Genomic DNA, 793 nt, shown 5'->3' on the forward strand with positions numbered 1-793 from the left:
CTGCTGGCTGACAATCACTTTGGCGTTGGTGCGCGCGATACCGGATACCTCCGGCGCATAGCCGCGCAGTTTCGGCGGCAGCTGGCTTTCATCGCTGACCAGCGACAACCCGGTGTAGCGCCAGGAGTCAAACAGATCGGAAGTAAGATAATCCTCACCAACGGTCAGTTTGGACATCATCCCCGGCAGCGCCCGGTAGGCGTAAAAGCGGCTCCAGTCAAAGTTATGGGTAGAGCTGCCTGCGCGCCCGGTGGTGTTGTAATAGCTGCCCTGGTAATCACCGCGCAGTCGCCAGGCGCCGAGGTTCGCCCCGGTGGTGCCGCTGACGCTGGCGCTCTGATTCTGGTTCCCCTGACGGTTCCAGGTGACGTTGGTATTCACGTTGTAGTCGAGCATCATTCCGGGAATACCGTTTTCCCAGCGGGAAATCGGCAGCCAGGAGGCGTCCTGGTACTCCAGCCACGCCTGGGGGACGGCGACATAGAGAGTGGATTCCGACAAATCGCCGCGCAGGACGACGCCGTCAAGAGCGGAAAAATCGGCGCAGTTCCCATCATCGCGCCACGCGATCATTTTCAGCGCATCCTCACGCAGACCGAGCTGTTCCACCTGCCGGGGAGCCAGACAGGCTTCCACTATCGGCCGGTCATTCACGCGCCGTTCAATAAAAGCGACTTCCTGTTCAGAAATACGCTGGTCGTTCAGTCGTATGGAGAGCGTATAAATCCCCGGCATAATATAGCCGGCTCGGGAAAAGCGGGATAAATCGATATTCGCACGATCCTCGGCATCC

General features: G+C 59.0%; 1 protein-coding gene. It reads right to left on the reverse strand.

The window, feature by feature from the left end:
- Positions 1 to 793 (reverse strand): FimD/PapC N-terminal domain-containing protein (locus AQ981_RS25355; RefSeq protein ID WP_154675988.1); only part of this gene is annotated, 793 nt, incomplete at both ends.

Origin of the sequence: Entomohabitans teleogrylli, from assembly GCF_001484765.1 — a bacterium.
Classification (GTDB): domain Bacteria; phylum Pseudomonadota; class Gammaproteobacteria; order Enterobacterales; family Enterobacteriaceae; genus Entomohabitans; species Entomohabitans teleogrylli.